The sequence below is a fragment of the Cedecea sp. AS113 genome, from assembly GCF_037152415.1.
Taxonomy (GTDB): Bacteria; Pseudomonadota; Gammaproteobacteria; order Enterobacterales; family Enterobacteriaceae; genus Cedecea.
In genome coordinates this window covers 373,759-394,035 of sequence record NZ_JBBCMI010000003.1, presented here as the reverse complement: position 1 = coordinate 394,035, position 20,277 = coordinate 373,759, and the positions used below count along the sequence as shown (strand labels likewise).

The 20,277-nt window shown below is 54.0% G+C and carries 19 protein-coding genes and 1 tRNA gene; all 20 read right to left on the bottom strand.

The window, feature by feature from the left end; genetic code table 11:
* Window positions 1–32 precede the first annotated feature (32 nt).
* A tRNA-Lys gene (locus WFN87_RS05830) sits at window positions 33–108 on the bottom strand.
* 164 nt (window positions 109–272) lie between these two features.
* On the bottom strand, window positions 273–1,058 hold the full coding sequence (cpoB, locus tag WFN87_RS05825) for a cell division protein CpoB (protein ID WP_008456174.1): 786 nt from the start codon (window positions 1,056–1,058) through the stop codon (window positions 273–275).
* A gap of 9 nt (window positions 1,059–1,067) precedes the next feature.
* Window positions 1,068–1,589 (bottom strand): peptidoglycan-associated lipoprotein Pal, encoded by a 522-nt coding sequence (gene pal / locus WFN87_RS05820; RefSeq protein WP_008456172.1) that lies wholly within the window; start codon window positions 1,587–1,589, stop codon window positions 1,068–1,070.
* Between the two features lie 31 nt (window positions 1,590–1,620).
* Complete coding sequence (tolB, locus tag WFN87_RS05815; protein WP_008456170.1) at window positions 1,621–2,913, bottom strand: Tol-Pal system beta propeller repeat protein TolB; 1,293 nt, start codon at window positions 2,911–2,913, stop codon at window positions 1,621–1,623.
* A gap of 131 nt (window positions 2,914–3,044) precedes the next feature.
* A complete protein-coding gene (gene tolA / locus WFN87_RS05810; protein ID WP_039291240.1) occupies window positions 3,045–4,364 on the bottom strand; it encodes a cell envelope integrity protein TolA in 1,320 nt (439 codons plus the stop codon).
* Between the two features lie 32 nt (window positions 4,365–4,396).
* Window positions 4,397–4,822 carry a colicin uptake protein TolR gene (gene tolR / locus WFN87_RS05805; protein WP_008456166.1) on the bottom strand — a complete coding sequence of 142 codons (426 nt, stop codon included), beginning with the start codon at window positions 4,820–4,822 and terminating at the stop codon, window positions 4,397–4,399.
* Window positions 4,823–4,835: 13 nt separating this feature from the next.
* Window positions 4,836–5,522 carry a Tol-Pal system protein TolQ gene (gene tolQ, locus WFN87_RS05800; RefSeq protein WP_008456164.1) on the bottom strand — a complete coding sequence of 229 codons (687 nt, stop codon included), beginning with the start codon at window positions 5,520–5,522 and terminating at the stop codon, window positions 4,836–4,838.
* Window positions 5,519–5,923 (bottom strand): tol-pal system-associated acyl-CoA thioesterase, encoded by a 405-nt coding sequence (gene ybgC, locus WFN87_RS05795; protein WP_008456156.1) that lies wholly within the window; start codon window positions 5,921–5,923, stop codon window positions 5,519–5,521. The genes tolQ and ybgC overlap by 4 nt, the downstream gene beginning before the upstream one ends.
* Before the next feature lie 148 nt (window positions 5,924–6,071).
* Window positions 6,072–6,365 carry a cyd operon protein YbgE gene (ybgE, locus tag WFN87_RS05790; RefSeq protein WP_008456154.1) on the bottom strand — a complete coding sequence of 98 codons (294 nt, stop codon included), beginning with the start codon at window positions 6,363–6,365 and terminating at the stop codon, window positions 6,072–6,074.
* Window positions 6,365–6,478: a cytochrome bd-I oxidase subunit CydX gene (cydX, locus tag WFN87_RS05785; RefSeq protein ID WP_008456153.1), complete on the bottom strand. Its 114-nt coding sequence runs from the start codon at window positions 6,476–6,478 to the stop codon at window positions 6,365–6,367. The genes ybgE and cydX overlap by 1 nt, the downstream gene beginning before the upstream one ends.
* A 13-nt stretch (window positions 6,479–6,491) precedes the next feature.
* Window positions 6,492–7,631, bottom strand: a complete 1,140-nt coding sequence (cydB, locus tag WFN87_RS05780; RefSeq protein WP_008456151.1) for a cytochrome d ubiquinol oxidase subunit II — start codon at window positions 7,629–7,631, stop codon at window positions 6,492–6,494.
* A gap of 15 nt (window positions 7,632–7,646) precedes the next feature.
* On the bottom strand, window positions 7,647–9,215 hold the full coding sequence (gene cydA, locus WFN87_RS05775; protein WP_039291231.1) for a cytochrome ubiquinol oxidase subunit I: 1,569 nt from the start codon (window positions 9,213–9,215) through the stop codon (window positions 7,647–7,649).
* An 820-nt stretch (window positions 9,216–10,035) separates the two neighbouring features.
* Entirely contained in the window at window positions 10,036–10,908 is an 873-nt protein-coding gene (sucD, locus tag WFN87_RS05770; RefSeq protein WP_336982242.1) for a succinate--CoA ligase subunit alpha, read from the bottom strand.
* Window positions 10,908–12,074: an ADP-forming succinate--CoA ligase subunit beta gene (gene sucC / locus WFN87_RS05765; protein ID WP_008456146.1), complete on the bottom strand. Its 1,167-nt coding sequence runs from the start codon at window positions 12,072–12,074 to the stop codon at window positions 10,908–10,910. Before sucC ends, sucD begins: the two co-directional genes overlap by 1 nt.
* A 98-nt stretch (window positions 12,075–12,172) precedes the next feature.
* Window positions 12,173–13,399, bottom strand: a complete 1,227-nt coding sequence (odhB, locus tag WFN87_RS05760) for a 2-oxoglutarate dehydrogenase complex dihydrolipoyllysine-residue succinyltransferase (protein ID WP_008456145.1) — start codon at window positions 13,397–13,399, stop codon at window positions 12,173–12,175.
* 15 nt (window positions 13,400–13,414) lie between these two features.
* Entirely contained in the window at window positions 13,415–16,222 is a 2,808-nt protein-coding gene (gene sucA / locus WFN87_RS05755) for a 2-oxoglutarate dehydrogenase E1 component (RefSeq protein WP_166875785.1), read from the bottom strand.
* A gap of 261 nt (window positions 16,223–16,483) precedes the next feature.
* Window positions 16,484–17,200, bottom strand: coding sequence for a succinate dehydrogenase iron-sulfur subunit SdhB (gene sdhB / locus WFN87_RS05750; RefSeq protein ID WP_085541216.1), 717 nt, complete (start codon window positions 17,198–17,200; stop codon window positions 16,484–16,486).
* Window positions 17,201–17,215: 15 nt separating this feature from the next.
* Window positions 17,216–18,982: a succinate dehydrogenase flavoprotein subunit gene (gene sdhA / locus WFN87_RS05745; RefSeq protein WP_008456142.1), complete on the bottom strand. Its 1,767-nt coding sequence runs from the start codon at window positions 18,980–18,982 to the stop codon at window positions 17,216–17,218.
* Entirely contained in the window at window positions 18,982–19,329 is a 348-nt protein-coding gene (gene sdhD, locus WFN87_RS05740; protein ID WP_008456141.1) for a succinate dehydrogenase membrane anchor subunit, read from the bottom strand. The genes sdhA and sdhD overlap by 1 nt, the downstream gene beginning before the upstream one ends.
* On the bottom strand, window positions 19,323–19,727 hold the full coding sequence (gene sdhC, locus WFN87_RS05735; protein ID WP_034808195.1) for a succinate dehydrogenase cytochrome b556 subunit: 405 nt from the start codon (window positions 19,725–19,727) through the stop codon (window positions 19,323–19,325). Before sdhC ends, sdhD begins: the two co-directional genes overlap by 7 nt.
* Between the last annotated feature and the right edge of the window lie 550 nt (window positions 19,728–20,277).

Below are 20,277 nucleotides of genomic sequence, written 5' to 3'. Positions count from 1 at the left end.
TTCACGCCTTGCTACTGCTTACTACTTTAAAGTGGTGGGTCGTGCAGGATTCGAACCTGCGACCAATTGATTAAAAGTCAACTGCTCTACCAACTGAGCTAACGACCCACTTTTGCGTCACTTTGGGTTTGTTTAGTATCCCTTGGCAACGGCGGCATATATTACTGATTTAAGATTTTGACGCAACAATAATTTTGACGCAGATCGCTCAACTGCTTATGTTTCGCACGGCAAGACCAGAAAAGCGACGATATCTGGTCAGGCCGCACGCATTATTGCGCATTCAGACGTTTTTGAGCCTGCTTTGCACCGTCAGTATTGGGATACTGTTTAACGACCTGCTGGTAGACGGCTTTCGCTTTTGCAGCGTCGCCTTTGTCCTGCATGATCACGCCAACCTTAAACATGGCGTCCGGCGCTTTAGGGGATTTCGGGTAGTTTTTCACCACGGAGGCAAAATAAAACGCCGCATCGTCCTTTTTGCCTTTGTTGTAATTCAACTGACCCAGCCAGTAATTGGCGTTAGGCAGATAAGTTGAATCCGGATACTTCTTCACAAAGGACTGAAACGCATTGATAGCATCGTCCTGGCGCGATTTATCCTGCACCAGCGCGATAGCAGCGTTGTAATCGCTATTAGCATCACCGCCTTGCACTGGGGCCGCAGGCGCCGCGTTAGAGGCCCCTGCGTCCGGCGTGGCAGTCTGGGATGCACCGGCAGCAGGCTGTTGCCCTGCTCCCGCCGCAGCGCCGCTAAGGCTATCCATCTGCAGCAAAATTTGCTTTTGACGTTCCACAACCTGATTCAGCTGATACTGACTTTCCTGGATCTGACCACGCAGGGAATCAATATCATTCTGGTTATCGGAGAGTTGCTGCTGGAGTTGGGTCAAAAGCTGACTGTGAGCGTTAGAAATACGCTCGAGTTGAGTGACACGGTCTTCGACCGAGCCTGAGCCGACACTACTGATTGGCGCCTGAGCAGTAGCGGCCCAGGGGGCCGCTATGCCAACCAGTAACGACAGACTCAACAAGTGATGTCTGAAGTTACTGCTCATGCGATTCTCTTAGTAAACCAGTACGGCACGACGGTTTTTAGCGTAAGCCGCTTCGTCATGACCCAGTACTGCAGGTTTTTCTTTACCGTAAGAAACGATGGAGATCTGGTCTGCAGAAACGCCTTTACCTTGCAGGTACATTTTAACAGCGTTAGCACGACGTTCGCCCAGTGCGATGTTGTACTCTGGGGTACCGCGCTCATCCGCATGACCTTCTACGGTCACTTTGTAAGACGGGTTGCTACGCAGGAAGTTAGCGTGTGCATCCAGCATTGCAGCGAATTCAGAGCTAACATCGTATTTGTCCAGACCGAAGTAAACGATGTTGTTCTGCTGCAGCTGTTGCATCTGCAGACGAGCCTGCTCTTCAGAAGACATGTTGCCGTGGCCGTTAGCGTCCATACCAGTGCCGGCACCCAGCATACCTTCACCGCTCTGACCATTGTTGGCGCTCTTGTTAGAAGAACACGCCGCGATAGCCATAACCGGCAGAGCAATCATCAGCCCTTTCAGCACTTTGTTCAGTTGCATTTCTTTGATCCTTTAATAATCAATATTGTTATCACAGATACGGCGACCAGGCAGGGAATTTGACCTGTCCATCAGTTGCCGGAAGACGCGCTTTGAAACGCCCATCTGTTGAAACCAAATTCAGCACGGATCCCATCCCCTGAGAAGAGCTGTAGATTACCATAGTGCCGTTAGGTGCCAGACTTGGCGTTTCATCCAGGAACGTTGACGATAAAGTTGTTACGCCACCCGCTACCAGATCCTGTTTGGCAATGTGCTGCTGACCGCTTGCGGAGCTGACCATTACCATAATTTTACCGTCGGCACTGACATCGGCATCCTGGTTCTGAGAACCTTCCCAGGACAGACGCTGCGGAGCACCGCCACTAATACTGACTTTATAAATCTGTGGACGACCCGCCTGGTCAGAGGTATAGGCCAGGGTTTGGTTGTCCGGGAACCAGGTCGGTTCGGTGTTGTTGCTGCGACCTTCAGTTACCTGACGAATCTGGCCAGAGCCCAGGTCCATCACGTACAGCTGCAGGCTGCCGGTTTTAGACAGCGCGAACGCCAGCTTAGAACCGTCCGGAGAGAACGCCGGTGCACCGTTGTGCTGCGGGAACGAAGCAATCTGACGTACTGCACCGTTAGCCAGAGTCTGCACAACCAGCGCAGAACGGCCGCTTTCGAAGGTCACATAAGCCAGTTTACTGCCGTCCGGAGACCAGGCTGGAGACATCAGCGGCTGCGGAGAACGGTGTACCACAAACTGGTTGTAGCCATCGTAATCAGACACGCGAAGCTCATACGGGAACTGGCCGCCATTGGTCTGTACAACGTAAGCAATACGGGTACGGAATGCGCCTTTAATGCCGGTCAGCTTCTCAAACACTTCATCGCTGGCGGTATGGCCGGCATAGCGCAGCCACTGTTTGTTCACTTTATAGGAGTTCTGCGCCAGCACCGTGCCCGGTGCACCAGAGGTGTCAACCAGCTGGTAAGCCACGGTGTAACTGCCGTCGCCGTTTGGCGTAACCTGACCTACCACGACGGCGTCAATGCCGAGCGCGGTCCAGGCAGCAGGCTGAACTTCCTGAGCAGAACCCGGCTGCTGTGGCAGGCGAGATCTGTCGAGCGGGTTGAATTTACCGCTGTTACGCAGGTCAGCGGCAACAATACCGCCGATATCTTCAGGCGCGGCGCCAGGGCCTGCCCAGGTGAACGGAACCACACCGATTGGACGAGCAGAATCCACGCCCTGGGTGATCTCGATACGAACTTCTGCGTGCAGCACTGCTGCCCACAGCATTAAGAAACTTAACGCTACACGAAATGCCTGCTTCATCATATCTCCCTTATCCGGGCGAAAAGCCCACGATAATTTAGCAGAATGTTAACAAACCCAAATACACAAAACTACCAAAACCCTGTAACTCAGCTTAGTGTGCTTTCCCCGTCGTGACGGGGAAAACCGCGTTAAGGCTTAAAGTCGATCGGTGCGTTCTTGAAGACTTCATAAACAGCTTCACTTGGCGGCTTCGGAATCTTCGCCAGACGCGCTGCCGCAACGGCAGCCTGACAAAGTGCTGGATCACCGCCTTCTGGCTTGATATCAAGCAGAAGGCCGTCTGGTGCCAACTTGATCCGCAGCGAACAGGTCTTACCGGCAAACGAAGGATCGTTATAGAACTTACTCTCGATCGCCGCCTTTATCTGACCAGCATAGCCGTTGATCTCCGCGCCACTAGCGCCGTTGTTCTTATTATTCCCTTTTCCAGCGGCAGCTGCGGCATTACCTTTCGCCCCACCGCCCGTTTTCGGTGCATTCTTACCTGAGCTTAAATCACCGAATAAATCGTCGACGCCCTGCGCTGCGGCCTTGTCAGAAGCAGCTTTCTCAGCAGCAGCCTTTTTCTTCGCGTCGGCGGCCGCTTTCTTATCTGCGGCGGCTTTCGCTGCGGCAGCCTTGTCAGCAGCGGCCTTCTCGGCAGCTTTTTCTGCCGCTGCCTTTTCTGCAGCAGCCTGTTTCGCAGCTTCAGCTTTTTCAGCAGCAGCCTGCTTAGCTGCTTCAGCGGCGGCTTTCTTCTCCGCATCCTGCGCAGCCTTCTTAGCGGCAGCATCTGCAGCTTTCTTCTCAGCATCCTGCTGAGCTTTTTTCGCTGCAGCAGCAGCGTCAGCGGCGGCTTTTTTCTCAGCGTCAGCTGCTTTCTTAGCAGCTTCTTCAGTGGCTTTCTTCTGAGCATCCGCAGCCGCTTTCTTCGCGGCTTCTTCCGCAGCTTTGGCCTGGGCATCAGCCTGAGCTTTTGCCTGCGCGTCAGCCTGCGCTTTCGCCTGAGCGTCCGCTTTTGCCTTCGCCGCTGCGGCCGCAGCTTCGGCCTGTTTTTGCTGCTCTTGAGCCTGCTTCGCGGCCGCTTCAGCCTGTTTCTGCTGTTCGGCCTGCGCTTTTGCCTGCTCCTGGGCGGCTAAACGCTCCTTCTCCAGCTCTTTCAGCCGCTGTTGCTCCGCCGCCTGTTTTTGCTGAAGCTCTTCTGCCTGCTGCTGCGCCTGTTTTTCACGCTGTTCAGCGGCGCGCTTGCTGCTTGCCTGCTGCTGCTGTTGGCGATTGTAGTTTTCCACTACCGCACCCGGGTCAACCATCACCGCGTCAATAGAAGAACCACCGCCACCGCCAGCGGATGCATCAATGTGCTCATCAAACGAGCTCCAGATCAGGATGGCAATCAAAATGATATGCAGCACCACTGAAACGATGATCGCCCGTTTTAATTTAGCGTTCTCTTCGGTTGCCTTTGACACTCTCGGTTCCCAAACGGTTTAAGCGAAATGGATCAGATTGGCTGTGTCATCAAACCAACGGACTTCACGCCCGCCTGATGCAACAGATTCAGCGCCTTGATGATCTCGTCATACGGAACATCTTTTGCGCCGCCGATCAAAAAGACCGTTTTTGGATTCGCCTGCAGACGGCGCTGCGCTTCGGCAACAACCTGCTCTGACGGCAGCTGATCCATGCGATCTTTTTCAACCACTACGCTGTACTGCCCTACCCCGGACACTTCAATAATGACCGGCGGTTCATCGTTACTGCTGACGGTCTGAGAATCTGTCGCATCCGGCAGATCCACCTCGACGCTCTGGGTGATGATCGGCGCTGTTGCCATAAAGATCAGCAGCAGCACCAGCAGCACGTCCAGCAATGGAACGATGTTAATTTCTGACTTCAGCTCACGACGACCACGTCCGCGTCTGGCCATGACTTACCCCTTGTTACTGCTTTTCGCTGCTGGTAAAAGCCTGACGGTGCAGGATAGCCGTGAACTCTTCCATGAAGTTGTCGTAATTCAATTCCAGTTTGTTCACGCGTTGGTTAAGGCGGTTGTACGCCATAACGGCCGGAATAGCAGCAAACAGACCAATCGCAGTCGCGATCAGCGCTTCGGCAATCCCTGGCGCAACCATCTGCAGCGTCGCCTGCTTCACCGCGCCCAGGGCGATAAACGCATGCATGATCCCCCACACCGTACCAAACAGGCCGATATACGGGCTGATGGAACCAACGGTGCCGAGGAAAGGAATATGGGTTTCCAGCGTTTCCAGCTCGCGGCTCATCGAGATACGCATCGCACGAGATGCCCCCTCAACCACAGCTTCTGGCGCATGGGTATTGGCGCGATGCAGTCGCGCGAACTCTTTAAAACCGGAATAGAAGATCTGCTCAGAACCGCTCAAGCTGTCGCGGCGGCCCTGGCTCTCCTGATACAGGCGAGACAGTTCGATACCGGACCAGAACTTGTCTTCAAACGCCTCAGCTTCACGGCTGGCGGCATTAAGGATACGCGTTCGCTGAATGATGATTGCCCATGATGCGATGGAAAAACCAATCAAAATCAACATGATAAATTTGACCAGAAGGCTTGCCTTCAGGAACAAATCAAGGATATTCATGTCAGTCACTGCTTGAACTCCGCGACAATAGACTTGGGAAGCGCACGAGGCTTCATTAGGTGTGGATCAACGCAAACAATCAGCACTTCAGCTTGGTTAAGCAACTGATTTTCAGCGTTGACTATTCGCTGCGTAAACACCATAGAAGTGCCGCGCATCGATGTAATTTCACTTTGGATTTCGAGTAAATCGTCGAGTCGGGCAGGCGCAAGATAATCAACCGTCATCCTGCGTACGACAAAGGCGACACGCTCCGCCAACAAGGAATGCTGATTAAAGTTGTGCTGGCGCAGCATCTCTGTGCGTGCTCTTTCATAAAAAGCAACATAACTGGCATGGTAAACCATACCACCGGCGTCTGTGTCTTCGTAGTAAACACGGACCGGCCATCGAAACAGCGTTGTACTCACTTTACATCCCGGTAATGCAATTAAACGCTGCTTACTATACGCAAGAGAATGAGGGTTTGGAATGGATTGTTTTAAACGTTAAGTAAATTTTTATGGGCTTGTTAAAGCCCATAATTTCTGCTTCAGGCGGGGGAATGTACGCAGACATTCAGAAGAAGAAAAACAGCAGGCCAGCGATGAGCACTAAATCGGCAACCAGCGGGCAGAAAATGCCCTGCCAGAGCACTTTGGTTGGGCGGAAACCCACGCCGTGAATGATCCCAGCACAAACGCCCCACATCAGCAGGAAGCCATGCCAAATCTCCAGCTCACTCGTTTTGGCGGCAAAACGAGACGGGTCCCAAAAAATACACCCAGCCAGCACCAGTGCCATCACTAAGGAAAGAGCCCGCAAGGGGCTCTTGTCCATTACCGCGTACAGTTTCGCGATAACGTATTCCATCAGTGCTCTTCTTTTCCGGCTTTGCTCGCCTCAACGTGCTCGAGAGCCAGCGCGGTAATAATCCCGAATGCACACGCCAGAAGCGTGCCCAGAATCCATGCAAAGTACCACATAATCAGCTCCTTATTAGTACAGAGAGGTGGAGTTGCTTTCGATGTGCTCTTTCGTGATACGACCGAACATTTTCCAGTAACACCAGGTGGTGTAGAGAAGAATGATTGGCACGAACACGATGGCAACATAGGTCATCACATTCAGCGTCAGCTGGCTGGATGTCGCATCCCACATGGTCAGGCTAGCGTTCATCATGGTGCTGGAAGGCATCACGAACGGGAACATCGCGATACCGGCCGTCAGGATCACACAGGCCAACGTCAGCGAAGAGAAGATAAACGCCAGAGCGCCTTTCTCCAGACGAGACATGAGGATGGTCAGCAGCGGCAGCACAACACCCAGAGCAGGAATCAACCACAGCGCTGGCGTATTGTTGAAGTTCACCAGCCAGGCACCCGCCTGACGCGCGACTTCTTTGGTCAGCGGGTTAGATGCAGCATGATGATCCAGAGCAGAAGTCACCACATAGCCATCAATGCCGTAGATCACCCAGACACCGGCCAGCGCGAAGCAAACCATCATCACCAGCGCAGCAATCTGAGCCGCCGCTTTAGCACGCAGATGTAACTCACCTACGGTACGCATCTGCAGATAGGTTGCGCCCTGGGCCACGATCATCGACACGCTAACAACGCCTGCCAACAGGCCAAACGGATTTAGCAGTTGGAAGAAGTTACCGGTGTAGTAAAGGCGCAGGTAGTCATCAACGTGGAACGGAACGCCCTGCAGCAGGTTGCCGAAAGCGACACCTATCACCAGAGGTGGTACGAAGCTACCAATGAAAATGCCCCAGTCCCACATGTTGCGCCAGCGGGTATCTTCGATCTTCGAGCGGTAGTCGAACCCTACCGGACGGAAGAACAAAGAAGCCAGCACCAGAATCATCGCGACATAGAAGCCGGAGAAGGCAGCGGCATAAACCATTGGCCAGGCAGCAAACAGAGCCCCGCCCGCGGTGATCAGCCAAACCTGGTTCCCGTCCCAGTGCGGCGCGATGGAGTTAACCATGATGCGGCGTTCAACGTCAGTACGGCCAATCACGCGCGACAGCATGCCCACGCCCATATCGAAGCCGTCGGTGACGGCAAAGCCAATCAGCAGAACGCCGACCAGCAGCCACCAGATAAAACGCAATACTTCATAATCGATCATTTGACGACTCCTGTCTTAGCGTGCCGGCTGAGAAGCCACGTTGGACTGCTCAAAGTGATAGCGCCCTGTTTTCAGACTGCTCGGCCCAAGGCGAGCAAATTTGAACATCAGGAACAGTTCCGCCACCATAAACAGCGTGTAAAGGCCGCAAATCAGTATCATGGAGAACAGCAGGTCGCCCACGCTCAATGACGAGTTTGCCACTGCCGTCGGCAGAACCTCACCCACCGCCCAAGGCTGACGCCCGTATTCCGCGACAAACCAGCCGGATTCGATAGCGATCCAAGGCAGTGGAATACCGTACAGCGCGGCACGCAGCAGCCATTTTTTCGAACCAATGGCGTTACGGGTCACGGTCCAGAAGGACACAGCAATAATGAACAGCATCAGGAAGCCACAGGCCACCATAATACGGAACGCGAAGTACAGCGGTGCTACGCGAGGAATAGAGTCTTTGGTTGCTTTCTGAATCTGCTCTTCGGTCGCGTCAGTGACGTTTTCCGTGTAGCGCTTCAGCAACAGACCATAGCCCAGGTCTTTTTTCACGTGGTTGAAGCTATCACGCACGCTTTGATCGGTTGAACCACTGCGCAGTTGCTCCAGCAGGCTGTAAGCCTTCATCCCGTTACGGATACGCTCTTCGTGCTGCACCATCAGCTCTTTCAGGCCCGTGACCGGCTTATCTACCGAGCGGGTAGCGATGATGCCCAGCGCGTAAGGAATTTGAATGGCGAAGCGGTTTTCTTGTTTATCCTGGTCAGGAATACCAAACAGGGTAAACGCCGCCGGCGCTGGCTGAGTTTCCCATTCGGCTTCAATCGCGGCCAGTTTGGTTTTCTGCACGTCACCCATTTCGTAGCCAGACTCATCGCCCAGTACGATAACGGAGAGAATAGCGGCCATACCGAAGCTCGCGGCAATCGCGAAGGAACGCTTCGCAAAAGCGACGTCGCGGCCTTTCAGCAGGTAGTAGGAGCTGATACCGAGCACGAACATCGCGCCACAAACATAGCCGGACGCTACGGTGTGTACGAATTTAACCTGCGCAACCGGGTTCAGGACCAGCTCGGCAAAGCTGACCATTTCCATACGCATGGTTTCGAAGTTGAAATCGGAAGCGATAGGGTTTTGCATCCAGCCGTTAGCGACCAGAATCCACAGCGCGGAGAGGTTGGAGCCCAATGCCACCAGCCAGGTGACGGCCATATGTTGAACTTTGCCGAGGCGATCCCAGCCAAAGAAGAACAGACCAACAAAGGTAGATTCGAGGAAGAATGCCATCAGGCCTTCGATCGCCAGCGGCGCACCGAAGATATCCCCTACATAGTGAGAATAGTAAGACCAGTTAGTCCCGAACTGGAACTCCATGGTCAAACCGGTTGCCACCCCCAGCGCAAAGTTGATTGCAAACAACTTGCCCCAGAATTTGGTCATATCTTTATAAATCTGCTTACCTGACAGCACATAGACCGTTTCCATGATGGCCAGCAAGAACGCCATACCTAGCGTCAGCGGCACAAACAGGAAGTGGTACATCGCGGTCAAGGCAAACTGTAAGCGCGACAGTTCGACAATATCAAACATCTTGACTCCTTGCTCTTCGCATGAAGACTTCGACTGTGGTTCACCGGGAGGTTCACCACAAGCATGCCCTAATACAAATACATTCGCTTCCAGTCCCCTTTTTCTCGCCCACTTTATTCAAATGTGAAATCAAAAGGTGAAAGGTTACAAACACGTTAATTAAATCAAAAATAACCCGTAATTATATTACCCTGCAATTCCCTTACAATAAACAGGTCTTTGCTTAATGTTTTTTACGTTTTACGACGGCGATCAATTTATAGCTAAAACACCGTTATTCGGCCAGTTTGATCTGCAGCAATTTTGCCCCTTTATACCCCGCAACGCCAGCTTTAAACATTGATCCAAAACAATTTACATTGGCAATGTTAATTATTTTTCAATAGAGAATTAATCGTGAATTTGTTGTTAATGATATGTTCCAACGCTTCGTTTGAGGTTAATTTCATGACGCTTATTCTCAACATAAAGCCGATATTTAAAGCTGAAGATTAAATTTCTCCCATGCACGCCAGGTCATCTTTACACTATTTATCGGGCATCTTTTTCCGTAGTTTTGGCTCCCTCCTTTTAATATTCACAAATAATTCACTTTTGATATAAACTAAATTAACAAATCATTATTTTTTATAAGGTTACATCAAGAAAATATTGCAGAGAGAAATTATTCAGGAAAAGAATAAGTGCGTGGGCATGCGCGATACAACGTAAGACGAGGCAGGGTTATCAAAGCCGAAACATAAAAAAAGGCCACCCAGGGTGGCCAACCATGTCGAACACTTATTATTACTGTTTCCCCCGCTTGCGCGGGGGCATCTGCTTACTGCGGCAGAATAGCTTTCAGCGCATCGCCAATGTCGGCGAGGCTGCGAACGGTTTTCACGCCAGCGGCTTCCAGAGCAGCGAATTTCTCATCCGCCGTCCCTTTCCCGCCCGCGATGATGGCGCCCGCGTGGCCCATACGCTTGCCTTTTGGCGCGGTAACGCCGGCAATGTAGCCCACAACAGGTTTGGTCACGTGCTCTTTGATATAGGCCGCAGCTTCTTCTTCTGCGCTCCCGCCGATTTCACCGATCATCACAATGGCCTCGGTTTTCGGGTCTGCCTGGAACATCTTCAGGATATCAATGAAGTTGGAGCCAGGAATCGGGTCACCACCGATACCAACGCAGGTTGACTGGCCGAGGCCGATGTCAGTTGTCTGCTTAACGGCTTCATAGGTCAGCGTCCCGGAACGGGAAACGATGCCTACTTTGCCCGGCAGGTGAATGTGGCCCGGCATGATGCCGATTTTGCATTCGCCTGGGGTGATAACGCCCGGGCAGTTTGGCCCGATCATGCGCACGCCAGCTTCATCCAGCGCCACTTTCACGGTCAGCATATCCAGCGTAGGGATACCTTCAGTGATGGTGATAATCAGCCTAATGCCCGCATCAATCGCTTCCAGGATAGAGTCTTTGCAGAACGGGGCTGGAACGTAGATAACGGAAGCAGTCGCGCCGGTAGCTTCAACGGCTTCACGCACGGTATTGAATACCGGCAGACCCAGATGTTCAGTACCGCCTTTGCCTGGCGTCACGCCGCCAACCATTTGCGTACCGTAGGCAATCGCCTGTTCGGAGTGGAAAGTCCCCTGGCTGCCGGTAAAGCCCTGGCAAATTACCTTGGTGTTTTTATCGATCAAAATGGACATTATTTCCCCTCCACGGCAGCAACAACCTGCTGTGCTGCGTCCGTCAGACTTTTCGCTGCAATGATGTTCAGGCCGCTATCTGCCAGTTTTTTCGCGCCCAGTTCGGCGTTGTTACCTTCCAGACGCACCACCACCGGCACGTTAACGCCCACTTCAGCTACCGCACCAATGATGCCGTCGGCAATCAGGTCGCAACGGACGATACCACCGAAGATGTTCACCAGAACGGCTTTGACTTTGTCGTCGGACAGGATGATTTTGAACGCTTCGGTAACGCGCTCTTTGGTCGCACCGCCGCCCACGTCGAGGAAGTTAGCCGGCTCGCCGCCGTGCAGCTTAACAATGTCCATGGTGCCCATTGCCAGGCCCGCACCGTTAACCATACAGCCGATGTTGCCGTCCAGCGCCACGTAGTTCAGTTCCCACTGTGCAGCCTGAGCTTCACGCGGGTCTTCCTGAGACTGGTCGCGCATTTCACGCAGATCCGGCTGGCGGAAAAGCGCGTTACCGTCAGCGCCCAGTTTGCCGTCGAGGCAGATCAGGTCGCCCTGCTTAGTGATCACCAGCGGGTTGATTTCGATCAGCGCCAGGTCGCGCTCGAGGAAGATAGTCGCCAGCCCCATAAAGATCTTGGTGAACTGCTGAACCTGTTTACCTTCCAGACCCAGTTTGAACGCCAGCTCACGTCCCTGGTAAGGCATTGGTCCCGCCAGCGGATCCAGCGCAACTTTGTGGATCAGGTGCGGCGTTTCTTCCGCTACTTTTTCGATTTCCACGCCGCCTTCGGTGGAGGCCATGAAGACCACGCGGCGAGAGCTACGGTCAACTACCGCGCCCAGATACAGCTCTTTGTCGATGTCGGTTGCAGCTTCAACCAGAATCTGGTGTACAGGCTGGCCAGTAGCGTCCGTTTGGTAAGTCACCAGACGTTTGCCCAGCCAGTGCTCGGCAAAAGCACGAATGTCTTCTTTGCTGTTAACCACTTTCACACCGCCCGCTTTACCGCGGCCACCGGCATGAACCTGACATTTCACCACCCAAGGACCCGCGCCAATTTTAGAGGCGGCTTCTTCCGCTTCACGCGGTGTGGTGCAGGCGTAACCGACGGGTGCCGGCAAACCATACCGAGCAAACAACTGTTTCGCCTGATATTCGTGTAAGTTCATGAGTTCTATCCATCCAGATAAAGAGCATTAATGCTCGGGGTAAGGTTAGATTTGGTTGTAGGGGCGGGTGTCATAGCACCCGCCAGAGTCTTGTTCGACTACACGTCCAGCAGCAGACGAGTTGGATCTTCCAGCAGCTCTTTAATGGCTACCAGATAACCCACGGACTCGCGGCCATCGATCAGACGGTGATCGTAAGAGAGCGCCAGGTACATCATCGGCAGGATCTCAACTTTACCGTCCACCGCCATTGGGCGGTCTTTGATGGCGTGCATACCCAGGATCGCACTCTGCGGTGGGTTGATGATTGGCGTAGACATCAGGGAGCCGAAGACGCCACCGTTGGTGATGGTGAAGTTACCGCCGGTCAGCTCTTCCACGGTCAGTTTGCCGTCACGGCCTTTCACCGCCAGCTCTTTGATGCGTTTTTCGATGTCGGCCATGCCCAGGGTATCAACGTCTTTCAGCACTGGGGTCACCAGGCCACGCGGGGTAGAAACCGCGATGCTGACATCGAAGTAGTTGTGGTAAACCACGTCTTCGCCGTCGATGGAAGCATTCACTTCCGGATAGCGTTTCAGCGCTTCAACAACCGCTTTAATGTAGAAGGACATGAAGCCCAGACGCACGCCGTGGCGTTTTTCAAACGCTTCACCGTACTGCTTACGCAGTTCCATGATTGGCTTCATGTTCACTTCGTTGAACGTAGTGAGCATGGCGGTAGAGTTTTTCGCTTCCAGCAGACGTTCGGCCACGCGCTTGCGCAGACGGGTCATCGGCACGCGTTTTTCGCTGCGGCCAGCCAGTGGCGCAACCGGCGCCTGAGTGGCTTCGGCGGCTTTCGCCTGCGCAGGTTGTTTCGCTTTCGCTTCGCTCAGGTGTTTTTCAACATCTTCACGAGTGAGACGGCCACCTACGCCGCTGCCTTTAATAGCGCTGGCGTCGAGGTCGTTCTCTGCGATCAGGCGGCGGATAGCCGGGCTGAGGGCATCATTGCTCTGCTCTTCCAGAGAAGCCTGCTGGCGCTGAGCCGGAGTAGACTCTTTGCTGTCAGCTTTTGCGGAGGTTTCTTTCCCGCCGCTGTTGCCTTCACGCAGACGGCCCAGAATCTGACGAGAGGTCACGGTCGTGCCTTCGTCTTCCAGTACCGCATCCAGAACGCCGTCCGCAGACGCGGGGACTTCCAGTACCACTTTGTCAGTTTCGATTTCAACCAGTACTTCGTCACGTTTGACGCTGTCGCCCGGTTTTTTATGCCAGGTTGCCACTGTCGCGTCGGCTACGGACTCAGGCAGGTCAGGAACTAGAATATCTACGCTACTCATTATTTATCCTTTAATTTATTCGACGTTCAGCGCGTCATTAACCAGATCTTGCTGTTGCTTCTGGTGAACGGACATATAGCCTACCGCCGGAGAGGCGGAGGCCGGGCGACCTGCATAACGCAGAGCGGACCCAAACGGAATCACTTCGCGGAAGTGGTGCTGGCTGCAGTACCAGGCGCCCTGGTTCAGCGGCTCTTCCTGGCACCAGACGAAGTCGTGTACGTGTGCGAACGGCTTCAGCGCTTCCTGTACCGCCTGGTGCGGGAACGGATAGAGCTGCTCAATACGCACAATCGCCACATCCTTCTGCTCATTCTTACGGCGCTGCTCAAGCAGGTCGTAGTACACCTTACCGGAACACAGAACAACGCGCTTCACGCCTTTCGGATCCAGTTCGTCAATCTCACCAATTGCCGGCTGGAACGTGCCGTTGGCCAGTTCGTCGAGGCTGGATACCGCCAGCGGATGGCGCAGCAGAGATTTCGGTGACATGACGACCAGTGGACGGCGCATCCCGCGCAGCGCCTGACGACGCAGCATGTGATAAACCTGAGCCGGAGTCGACGGCACGCAAACCTGCATGTTCTGCTCGGCGCACAGCTGGAGGTAACGCTCCAGACGCGCGGAGGAGTGCTCTGGGCCCTGGCCTTCATAGCCGTGTGGCAGCAGCATGACCAGGCCACACATACGGCCCCATTTCTGCTCGCCGGAGCTGATGAACTGGTCAATCACAACCTGTGCCCCGTTGGCGAAGTCGCCGAACTGCGCTTCCCAAATGGTCAGGGTGCGAGGTTCTGCCGTGGCATAGCCGTACTCAAAGGCCAGAACCGCTTCTTCAGATAACACGGAATCCCAGACTTTGAAGATGCCCTGGCTGTTGTGGACGTGCGCCAGCGGCGTATAGGTAGAGCCGTTGGTTTGGTTGTGGATCACGGCGTGGCGGTGGAAGAAGGTCCCACGGCCAGCATCTTCACCGGACAGACGAACGGACACGCCTTCATCTACCAGCGTTGCATAAGCCAGGTTTTCCGCTGCACCCCAGTCGAACAGTTTGTTGCCGTTCGCCATGTCCTGACGGTCGCTGTAGATTTTCGCCACGCGGGACTGCATTTCTACGGCTTCCGGCACGGTGCTGATGCGCTTAGCCAGTTCCTGAACGCGCTTCATCTCAACCTTGTTCGGGTAGCTTTCGTCCCACTCGTGGTTGAGGTACGGCGACCAGGTAAAGGAGTGCATGTTCATCGGACGCCACTCTTGCACGACACATTCGCCGGCATCCAGCGCATCGCGGTACAGATTCACCATTTCGGTGGCATCTTCCAGCGTGGCCAGTTTGTCCTGCTCCAACTTGTCAGCATAGATCTTACGCGGGGTCGGATGTTTTTTGATTTTCTGGTACATCACCGGCTGCGTTGCGCTTGGCTCGTCAGCTTCGTTATGGCCGTGGCGGCGGTAGCAAACCAGGTCGATAAACACATCACGCTTGAAGGTATTACGGAAGTCCAGCGCCAGACGGGTAACGAAAGCTACGGCTTCCGGGTCATCCGCATTAACGTGGAAAATCGGCGCCATGACCATCTTACCGATGTCGGTACAGTATGGCGTGGAGCGCGCATCCAGCGGGTTAGAGGTGGTGAAACCAATCTGGTTGTTGATCACGATACGCACGGTACCGCCCACTTCGTAACCACGCGCTTTGGACATGTTCAGGGTTTCCTGAACCACGCCCTGCCCGGCTACCGCGGCATCACCATGAATGGTGATAGGCAGTACCTGGTTGCTGCCTGGCTTATCCAGACGATCCAGACGCGCACGCACGGAACCGATAACCACCGGGCTAACGATTTCCAGGTGAGACGGGTTAAACGCCAGCGCCAGGTGAACCAGGCCGCCTTCGGTTTCAACATCGGAAGAGAAGCCCATGTGGTACTTCACGTCGCCGGTGCCGAGATGTTCTTTATGTTTGCCCGCAAATTCGTCAAACAGATCCTGCGGTTTTTTACCCAGCACGTTGATCAGCACGTTAAGACGACCGCGGTGCGCCATACCCAGCACCACTTCGCGCGTGCCGCTCTTACCGGCGTGGCGAATCATCTCTTTGAGCATCGGTACCAGCGCGTCGCCGCCTTCCAGCGAGAAGCGTTTCGCCCCAGGGAATTTAGCCCCCAGGTAGCGCTCCAGCCCTTCCGCCGCAGTCAGCTCGCTCAGGAAACGTTTTTTCTCTTCCTGAGTAAAGCTTGAACGCCCGGCTACCGATTCGATGCGCTGCTGGATCCAGCGTTTTTCTTCGGTATTGGTGATGTGCATGTATTCCGCACCGATCGACCCACCGTAGGTTTGCTTCAGCGCAGCGATCAGGTCGGCAAGCTTCATGGTCTCTTTGCCGATGGCAAACGATCCCACGTTGAAACTCTGCTGCAAATCCTCTTCGGTCAGGTTATGGAACGCCGGATCCAGATCGGCAACCGTTTCCTGCTGCCAAAGCCCGAGCGGATCGAGATTAGCAGCCTGATGGCCGCGGAAACGCCAGGCGTTGATCAACTGCAACACTTTTACCTGTTTGGCATCGGTGTCAGGATCGGTGACTGCGGTGGAGTAACGTGAGGCATCCTTCGCCAGACGACGGAAATAATCACGCGTTTTTGAATGGAATTGATCCGGTCTGGCTCCGGTGCCAGGTAACTGCTGGAACATCGTGCGCCAGTGCGCATCAACAGAGTCAGGATCGGTTAAGAAGTCTTCATAGAGCTGCTCTATGTAGGACTGGTTTGCGCCCGCCAGCCAGGAAGAGTCCAGCCAGGGCTTCATCGCGCCGTTCTGCATCGTGATCCCTTAAGCATTTTATGCTTATTTCGCCGTGGATAACTATAACGCACACCGTAGGGTATACAGGTATACGTTCCAGGGTTCACTTTCTTCGAGCCTGTTGCCGTGGAGGGCGGCCCGCGAAGGAACCTTTAGAAACTGTCTTAAGGGTTTCCCCTCACCCCTTCCCCTTATAAGAGAGGGAAGATCGTCGGCAGTTTTTAAAGATTTCCTGCAATTTGCACCCTCTCCCCTGCAAGGAGAGGGTACTTTTCTGACTTAAGCGCTTTTTTGCAACAGCATCGACTTAATATGGCCGATAGCTTTCGTCGGGTTCAGCCCCTTAGGACAAACGCTGACGCAGTTCATAATGCTGTGGCAGCGGAATACGCTGAAAGCATCGCTCAGGCCGTCCAGACGCGCGTCCGTTTCGGTGTCGCGGCTGTCGATCAGGAAGCGATACGCAGCCAGCAAACCGGCCGGGCCGATAAACTTGTCCGGGTTCCACCAGAACGACGGGCAAGAAGTCGAGCAGCAAGCGCAAAGAATGCACTCGTACAGACCATCCAGCTTTTCACGCTGTTCAGGCGACTGCAAATGCTCGCGAGCGGGTGGATTTTGCCCATTATTCAACAAGTAAGGCTTAATCTTCTCATATTGAGCATAGAATTGCCCCATGTCTACCACCAGATCGCGGATCACCGGCAGGCCAGGCAGAGGACGGATGACTATCTTCTGCTTACCGTTGCCGAGCGCCGAGATTGGCGTGATACAGGCCAGCCCGTTTTTGCCGTTCATGTTCAGGCCGTCGGAGCCACAAACGCCTTCACGGCAGGAGCGACGGAATGACAGACTAGGATCTTTTTCTTTCAGCTGCATTAAAGCGTCAAGCAGCATCATGTCGCGACCCTCTTCCGCTTCCAGGGTGTAATCCTGCATGCGCGGAGCGTCGTCTACATCCGGGTTATAACGATAAACTGAGAATTCGAGTTTCATTGTCCTGTCTCCGCATTAATAAGTACGAATCTTCGGCGGGAACGCCGGACGCAGTTTCGGTTCCATGTTCACGCTACGACGCGTCATGGATTCCGTCTCTGGCAGATACAGGGAATGGCACAGCCAGTTTTCGTCATCACGCTCCGGGAAGTCGAAGCGGCTATGCGCGCCACGGCTCTCGGTACGGAAGTTTGCCGACACCGCCGTGGCGTAAGCGGTTTCCATCAGGTTATCCAGCTCCAGGCACTCAACGCGCTGGGTGTTGAACTCGCTGGAAGTGTCGTCCAGACGGGCATTTTTCAGGCGCTCGCGGATTGCTTTCAGCTGCTCAAGCCCTTTGGCCATCGCGTCACCTTCGCGGAATACCGAGAAGTTGTGCTGCATACATTCCTGCAGCGCTTTGCGGATTTCCACCGGATCTTCACCGTTACGGTTGCCGTTCCAGCGGTTAAGGCGCTCAAGGGAGGCGTCGATTTCAGCGTCGGTTGCGTCAAGCAGATCGCCCTGCTCGGCAATGGATTCCTGCAGGTGCAGGCCAACAGCACGCCCGAACACCACCAGGTCAAGCAGGGAGTTGCCGCCCAGACGGTTCGCACCGTGTACGGAAACACAGGCAATTTCGCCTACGGCGAACAAACCAGGGATAACCACATCTTCGCCCTGCTCGTTCACGGTCAGCGCCTGGCCAGTCACTTTGGTCGGAATACCGCCCATCATATAGTGGCAGGTTGGGATAACCGGGATCGGCTCTTTCACCGGATCGACGTGGGCGAAGGTACGGGACAGTTCCAGAATGCCCGGCAGGCGGGATTCCAGCACTTCTTTACCCAGGTGGTCGAGTTTCAGTTTGGCGTGTGGCCCCCACGGACCATCACAGCCGCGCCCTTCACGGATTTCGATCATGATGGAGCGCGCCACCACGTCACGACCCGCCAGGTCTTTCGCGTTCGGGGCATAACGCTCCATGAAGCGTTCGCCGTGTTTGTTCAGCAGGTAACCGCCTTCACCACGGCAGCCTTCTGTGACCAGAACCCCTGCCCCGGCAATGCCGGTTGGGTGGAACTGCCACATTTCCATATCCTGCACCGGCACGCCAGCGCGGATAGCCATACCAACGCCGTCACCGGTATTGATGTGGGCGTTGGTGGTGGATTGATAAATACGGCCTGCGCCGCCGGTTGCCAGCACGGTTGCGCGGGCTTTGAAGTAAACGACTTCACCGGTTTCGATGCACAGTGCGGTACAGCCAACCACTGCGCCATCGGCGTTTTTCACCAGATCCAGCGCATACCACTCGGAGAAGATGGTGGTGTGGTTTTTCAGGTTCTGCTGATACAGCGTGTGCAGTAAAGCGTGGCCGGTACGGTCAGCCGCTGCCGCAGTACGCGCCGCCTGCTCGCCGCCGAAGTCTTTCGACTGGCCGCCGAACGGACGTTGATAAATGGTGCCGTTTTCCAGACGGGAGAAAGGCAGGCCCATGTGGTCCAGTTCCAGAATCGCTTCCGGGCCGGTTTTACACATATATTCGATGGCGTCCTGGTCACCGATATAATCGGAACCTTTTACCGTGTCATACATGTGCCATTCCCAGTTATCTTCATGGGTATTACCCAGCGCCACGGTGATACCACCCTGCGCAGATACGGTATGGGAACGAGTTGGGAACACTTTAGAAAGCAGCGCACAGGTCTGGCCGCTCTGGGAAATCTGTAGCGCCGCGCGCATACCTGCGCCGCCGGCACCAATCACTACAGCATCAAATTCTCTGACTGGCAGTTTCATTACACACCCCACACCACAACGAATCCATAAATGACGTAAACCAACAGCGCGACAACAATCAGCAGCTGTAAAGGAAGGCGAATCGCCAGTGGTTTAACGTAGTCGGTCAACACCTGCCACATGCCAATCCAGGCATGGATCAAAATAGAGAACAGTGCCAGCAGGGTGAAAACTTTGGTGAAGGCAGAGGCAAAGAAGCCGTGCCAGACGTCGTAGGTCAGCTCGCCGGTGACAGCGAAGAAGCCAATCATGTAGATGATGTACAGGGTGAGTACGATGGCGGTAGCGCGAACCAGCACATAATCGTGCACGCCATTGCGACCCAATGCGGAGGCATTGCTTACCATACGAGGACTCCTGCAAGAATTGAAAGCACGACAGTAATAACAAAGGCGATATGTGCGGATCGTTTGCCCGCTACAAAGGTCTCTTCCAGATAGCCAAAGTCCATCAGCAGATGGCGAATACCCACCACCACGTGATAGGCCAGAGCCGTCAGAATGCCCCACATTATAAATTTAACGATAAAGCTGCTCATCACGGCGGACGCGGTCAGAAAACCTTCCGGGGAGGAGAGTGACAGTCCCAGCAACCAAAGCAGAATGCCGACCGCCACAAATGTGATCACGCCGGAAACGCGGTGGAGGATGGAAGCGATTGCAGTGACGGGGAACCGGATCGTTTTCAGATCCAGATTGACAGGTCGTTGTTTTTTCACGTTTCTTATCATGAATAGCGCCCACATGCTCTTCTTATTGTTTCCTTCCTCCGGATCTGCATTCGGGGTCAGACAGCGCTAACTTTCTATAACTGTGCGTCATGCAAAAAACAGCTACATCCAGAGGCCAGGGATCTGGCTACAACGCTGGGTGGCTCCCGGTAGCAGGGTGTTCCGGAGACCTGGCGGCAGTATAGGCTCTTCACAAAATCATTACAATTAACCCACATAATGTTTGAAGGGTTTTGCTCGGAACAGTGAGCAGGATCACGATAACAACATTATTTTAAATTTTAATCATCTGATTTGACAAAAGTTAAACATTCTTGTTACAAACAGGGCCAGAAAAGCCGTATAATTCGTAAAAGTTATAGGGTCAGCCTTTCACCTGAGTAATAGTTATGTAACAGTGGATGGGTATTGACCCGAGAGATCAGGACAGTTATTAGTGATATACAGGTTTGAATGATACTGATTGCTAAGACGCTGATTTGCTGTAGTTTCGCCCCCAAAGCGAGTGTTACCTGCAAGCGCCCATCGCTCTGTACCCTGGTTGTACTCCTCTAAACAGAGCCGC

Bases quoted from the DNA above. Each gene is read 5' to 3' on its own strand.
- cpoB (WP_008456174.1), bottom strand. From the start codon at position 1,058: ATGAGCAGTAACTTCAGACATCACTTGTTGAGTCTGTCGTTACTGGTT.
- pal (WP_008456172.1), bottom strand. From the start codon at position 1,589: ATGCAACTGAACAAAGTGCTGAAAGGGCTGATGATTGCTCTGCCGGTT.
- tolB (WP_008456170.1), bottom strand. From the start codon at position 2,913: ATGAAGCAGGCATTTCGTGTAGCGTTAAGTTTCTTAATGCTGTGGGCA.
- tolR (WP_008456166.1), bottom strand. From the start codon at position 4,822: ATGGCCAGACGCGGACGTGGTCGTCGTGAGCTGAAGTCAGAAATTAAC.
- ybgE (WP_008456154.1), bottom strand. From the start codon at position 6,365: ATGGAATACGTTATCGCGAAACTGTACGCGGTAATGGACAAGAGCCCC.
- cydX (WP_008456153.1), bottom strand. From the start codon at position 6,478: ATGTGGTACTTTGCATGGATTCTGGGCACGCTTCTGGCGTGTGCATTC.
- cydB (WP_008456151.1), bottom strand. From the start codon at position 7,631: ATGATCGATTATGAAGTATTGCGTTTTATCTGGTGGCTGCTGGTCGGC.
- cydA (WP_039291231.1), bottom strand. From the start codon at position 9,215: ATGTTTGATATTGTCGAACTGTCGCGCTTACAGTTTGCCTTGACCGCG.
- sucD (WP_336982242.1), bottom strand. From the start codon at position 10,908: ATGTCCATTTTGATCGATAAAAACACCAAGGTAATTTGCCAGGGCTTT.
- sucC (WP_008456146.1), bottom strand. From the start codon at position 12,074: ATGAACTTACACGAATATCAGGCGAAACAGTTGTTTGCTCGGTATGGT.
- odhB (WP_008456145.1), bottom strand. From the start codon at position 13,399: ATGAGTAGCGTAGATATTCTAGTTCCTGACCTGCCTGAGTCCGTAGCC.
- sucA (WP_166875785.1), bottom strand. From the start codon at position 16,222: ATGCAGAACGGCGCGATGAAGCCCTGGCTGGACTCTTCCTGGCTGGCG.
- sdhB (WP_085541216.1), bottom strand. From the start codon at position 17,200: ATGAAACTCGAATTCTCAGTTTATCGTTATAACCCGGATGTAGACGAC.
- sdhA (WP_008456142.1), bottom strand. From the start codon at position 18,982: ATGAAACTGCCAGTCAGAGAATTTGATGCTGTAGTGATTGGTGCCGGC.
- sdhD (WP_008456141.1), bottom strand. From the start codon at position 19,329: ATGGTAAGCAATGCCTCCGCATTGGGTCGCAATGGCGTGCACGATTAT.
- sdhC (WP_034808195.1), bottom strand. From the start codon at position 19,727: ATGTGGGCGCTATTCATGATAAGAAACGTGAAAAAACAACGACCTGTC.